Genomic DNA, 4,452 nt, shown 5'->3' on the forward strand with positions numbered 1-4,452 from the left:
GCTGCCCGCCGGGCGCGGGGTGCCGGCGGGCAGCATATCGCCGATCGCAAGGCCCACGGCCATCAGGTTCGGCACGGCCATCGCGGTCAGCAGGATCGCCCACAGTTCCAGCGACAGGGTGCCCAGCGGGTTGGCGAACCACGCCGTCACCGCGGAGACCAGCAGCGCACCCGACAGCCAGGCTTCCGGCTTGGCGCAGAAGGCGCCCTGGGTCCGCTTGCCGCCCTTGGCGGTGACGCGGAAGGCGTCGCGCTTGCGAACCACGCCGCGGAGCGCGGCCAGCGCCACCGTGGTGGACAGCGCCATACCCACGGCGCAGGCCCCGAAGCTCTCCTTCCACGAGTTGCCGGAGGCGTAGCGCGAGGCCAGCAGGCTCGACCCGGCGCGCAGGACCAGGGCGCCCAGCACCGCGGCGGTGGCCTGGACCGGCGGCAGGTGCAGCGGCAGGACCAGCGAGGCGAAGGTCCAGGTGACCGCCGCACCGGCGGCCAGCACGCCCACCGCGTCGGACCACCAGCGCGCCCAGTTGGTCAGGTAGCCGATCTTCTGGCCGACCGTCAGCTCCGTAGCGCCGGGCAGGAACTTCCGCCAGTGGGCGCGCAGGATCTGCGTGGAGCCGAAGACCCAGCGGTCGCGCTGCTTGCGGAACTGCATGAAGTTGTCGGGGGCAAGGCCCTGACCCAGACGCTCGTCCGTGTAGGCGGCGCGGTAGCCGGCCGACAGGATGCGGATGCCCAGCTCGGTGTCCTCGCAGATGCCCTCCTCCGACCAGCCGCCGACCTGTTCCATGGCGGAGCGGCGCAGCATGATCATCGTGCCGTGGCAGACGAAGGCCTGGGAGGTCAGACCCTCCTGCATGCCGACGTCGAAGAAGGGGCGGTACTCGGCGGTCATGGCGGCCTTCAGCGGCGTCTCATGGCCGTCGCGGTGCTCCTGCGGGGCCTGGACGATGCCGACGCGCGGGTCGGCGAAGGTCGGGGCCAGCTTGTTCAGCCAGTCCGGCTCCACCGTGTAGTCGGCGTCGAGCACGGCGACGATCTCGGCGCGCGGGTCGGTGTGGCGCAGCGCGGCGTTCAGCGCGCCGGCCTTGAAGCCGGAAATCTTCTTGTACCAATGGAACTTGAACTTCGGACCCAGCTCGGCGCACAGCTCCTCGACCGGGCGGACCAGCGCCTCGTCCTCGGTGTTGTTGATGAGGACGACGACCTCGTAGTCCGGGTAATCGACGCGGGCCAGCGAGGTCAGCGTGGCGGCCAGCACGTCCGGCTGCTCGCGGCAGGCGGCGATGTGCACGGACACCATCGGCTTGTGCTCCGGCACCGCGGGAACCCGCGGCAGCAGGGACGGGGCGCGGCCGGTGAACAGGCGGCGGGCCACCTCGGTCAGGTCGGCGAAGGCCACCGACATCATCAGCGCGCCCAGCAGGAAGGCAGAGCACCAGGTGGTCGCGGCGCCGAAGGTGAAGTATTCGGCGTAGGCGCCGGCGACGGCCGAGCCGACGCCGAAGCCGACGATGTTGGCGCCCACCGACGCGGCCAGCGCGTAGGTCATGTTGGTGCGGCGGCGGAAGGCGGCGAAGGCCGACAGGGCAAGACCGAGGGCCAGCGCCACGGCGGCACCCGCACGGTCGCCCCAGGGGGCCGGGACGTCGCCGGCCAGCGGCCATTTCGGCGCGCGGTCGGCGTCGAGCACGCCCCAGGTCGGGCCGGGCGAGCCTTCGATGCTGGACTTCCACACGCCGTCGAACGCCTCGACCACGTTGTAGTCGATGCCGAGCATCCCCGCCTCGGCGGCGAAGTTGCGGACGACGAAGGCCTGGGCCTGCGGCGTCGGGTAGGCGTCGTGGAAGTTCTCGCCGCCCGACGGCCAGCCCACCTCGCCCACGAACAGCGGCTTGCCCGGATGCGCCTTGCGCACGGTGTCCAGCCGGTCACGGATCCAGGTCAGCGCGTTCTCCACGGGCACGCCTTCCCAGTAGGGCAGGACGTGGACGCCCATGTAATCCGAGGCCGCGATGGTCTCCTTCGCCTTGACGATCTCCGACCACACGTCGGCGGTGCCGACCTTGATGTGCTTCGGCACGCCGGCGCGGACGCGGCGGATGTACGAGGCCAGCTCCGCGTCGGTCAGCTCGGCGCGCAGCAGCGTCTCGTTGCCGACCACGACGCGCTCGATGCCGCGCACGGTGCGGGACAACACGATGGCGCGGGCGACCTCGCGCTCGTTGCGGGCCTTGTCGTCGCTCAGCCAGACGCCCAGCGTGACGTCCAGGCCATGCTTGGCCGCGATGGCCGGCACGTCGCCCTGAGAGCCCAGCGTGGAATAGGTGCGCACACCGTCGGCGAAGCCGGCGATGGCGGTCATGTCCCGGTCCAGCTCCACCGCGTCGACCACCGGCTGGTGGTTCGGGTCGTAGCTGCGGCCCGAGGGGGAGTAGGAGACGGATTCGATACGGCCCGGCACGGCGTCCACAGGAGTGGGCGCGTTGCGCCAGGACCAGAAGGACGCGTGGCCGGCAGTCACGGCGAGCATCGCCGCGGCCAAGGCCGCAGACCGGATCGAACGCTTCGGGTTGCTCATGTGGGGATTTCGCAAGCCTGGGTGGGGTGGGTGGCGGGCGCCACCGGACACACAGACGAACGTGCGCTGCAAAAAACTATTCCCGCGCCCGCGTCGAATTTTTTACGGGTGGCTGCCCGGATTACCAAATTGGGAACGGCCACCGTCCCGCTCCTGTTGGCATCACCAACCGCAACGACGGGAGACGACGAAATGACCGGCAAAAAGGTCGATGTGACCGCGCTGGAGGAAACGATGGACGAGGTGGTCGAAACCCTCGACCTCGCCGAGCAAGCCGCCGGCTATGTCCGGAAGGAGAGCACCGATCCCATGGACCAGGCCCGCGCCGCCGCCGTGCAGAAGCAGGCCGAAGCCATGCTCGACGCCGCCGAGCAGGCCGCTTCCGGCGGCGAACGGCCGCAGCGCAGCAACCCCTCCCCCCTGCCGGGCATGCGCCGCCCGCCCTCCCTCATCAATTGACGATCATTCGGCAAGGAGAGATTCATGGCCGGCAAACATGAACAGAGCCTGGAACACCGCAAAGCCCACGATCTCGCTGAAGAGGCCATAGAGACGGCAGCCCAGGGCGATACGCGCAAGGCCAAGGGCTTGGCGGACGAAGCCAAATCCATCGACCCGAAGATCGACCAGGAAATGGCTCGAGAATTGGAGGACGACCGCCGTCAGGCGGAAAACTACAAGGGGAAGGCGGGCGAGGCCTCATGATTCCTTATTCCCGGCTTTCATGGGACGGTGGCCCACCCGCCATCCGCTCCTGCCCCTCCGGGCATAGGTCCAGCAGGACGCAGCGCTCACAGGCCGGGTTGCGGTAAAAGCAGACCCGCTGCCCATGCAGCATCATCACCTCGTGGTGGTCGTAGATCTGCTGGGCCGTCCACTCCGGGGGAAGCCGCGCCTCCAGAATGGTGTGCGACGGGCCGACTGCCACGCTGGACGGGATCAGCCCGGTACGAACGGCGACGCGGTGATGGTGGCTGTCTACCGGCAAGGCGGGACGGCGCAGGCTGCTGAAGCTCATCACCGCGGCGCTGGTCTTCGGGCCGACGCCGGGAAGCGCCTGCAGCCAGGCCCGCGCCTCCGGCACCGTCATCCCCTCCAGGAAATCCAGGGAAAGCTCGCCGCGCAACTCGGTGATCCGTCGCAGGATTGCCTGGATGCGCGGCGCCTTCTGCTCCGGCCACGTCACCCCGGCGATGACCGTCTCGACCTCCGCCGGGTCGGCGTCGCGGACGGCCGCCCAATCCTCCCCCCAGCGCGCCCGCAAGGCACGGAAGGCAGCACCGGACGCCGCGTTGCGCGTGCGGTGCGACAGCAACGAGGAGACCAGTTCGCTGAGCGGGTCGAGCGCACGGAAATAGGCGATCGGGCAGCCGAAGATCAGGCAGAGCCGGCGGTGGATCTCCAACAGCTTCTCATCCGGCAAATCCGAGGCCGGCAAAACCGAGGCCGGCAATGCCGTGGGTGACAGCGCGAAGGACGCCTGGTCGTCGTTGGCCTTGAGACGGCGCTTCACGGGGCCGTCACACCGCCGGACCGATCACCGTCCGGCAGCATCAGCCCCTCGTCCGCTGCCATGGCGCGGGCGCGCGAATCGGCCTGCACGGCGCGGGCGGTGCTGCGGGCACGGTCCTGGACCCGCCGGAAGGCCCGGATCAGGGCCTGAGCCTCCGCCCGCTCCTGCTCGTCGCGCCGCGACTCCGCGGCTTCCGACGCGGCGATCTTGCCGGCGGTGGACCGCTGCGTCTCGCTGTAGCCGAAGAGGCCGGGCTCCCAGCGTTTCAGGTTGGCATAGGCCAGGGCACGGGCGGCGCCATCCAGCCCCTGCCCCTCCTCCCAGGCGGCGCGGGCGGCGTGCAGCTCGTCGGCCAGCAC

General features: G+C 70.1%; 5 protein-coding genes. 2 read left to right on the forward strand and 3 right to left on the reverse strand.

Going from position 1 to position 4,452, the window contains the following annotated elements; all coding sequences use genetic code 11:
- A partial coding sequence (locus Q4I23_RS30835; RefSeq protein ID WP_498528747.1) for a glycosyltransferase occupies positions 1 to 2,580 on the reverse strand: 2,580 nt, incomplete at its 3' end.
- 192 nt (positions 2,581 to 2,772) lie between these two features.
- On the opposite strand from Q4I23_RS30835, the gene Q4I23_RS30840 reads away from it, so the two are divergent.
- Positions 2,773 to 3,039 (forward strand): hypothetical protein, encoded by a 267-nt coding sequence (locus Q4I23_RS30840; protein ID WP_183178138.1) that lies wholly within the window; start codon positions 2,773 to 2,775, stop codon positions 3,037 to 3,039.
- Between the two features lie 24 nt (positions 3,040 to 3,063).
- Positions 3,064 to 3,285, forward strand: a complete 222-nt coding sequence (locus tag Q4I23_RS30845; protein ID WP_498528748.1) for a hypothetical protein — start codon at positions 3,064 to 3,066, stop codon at positions 3,283 to 3,285.
- A gap of 4 nt (positions 3,286 to 3,289) precedes the next feature.
- Here the strand turns inward: Q4I23_RS30845 and Q4I23_RS30850 are convergent, their stop codons facing one another.
- Positions 3,290 to 4,093, reverse strand: coding sequence for an endonuclease III domain-containing protein (locus Q4I23_RS30850; RefSeq protein WP_498528749.1), 804 nt, complete (start codon positions 4,091 to 4,093; stop codon positions 3,290 to 3,292).
- Positions 4,090 to 4,452, reverse strand: a 363-nt coding sequence (locus Q4I23_RS30855; protein ID WP_498528750.1) for a hypothetical protein, incomplete at its 5' end; no start/stop codon positions are given. The genes Q4I23_RS30850 and Q4I23_RS30855, both read right to left, overlap by 4 nt.

The organism is Azospirillum sp. UFLA03-27, from assembly GCF_059803775.1.

What these genes read in the sequence shown, in the direction of transcription:
- Q4I23_RS30840 (WP_183178138.1), top strand. Translation starts at nt 2,773, where the DNA reads ATGACCGGCAAAAAGGTCGATGTGACCGCGCTGGAGGAAACGATGGAC.
- Q4I23_RS30845 (WP_498528748.1), top strand. Translation starts at nt 3,064, where the DNA reads ATGGCCGGCAAACATGAACAGAGCCTGGAACACCGCAAAGCCCACGAT.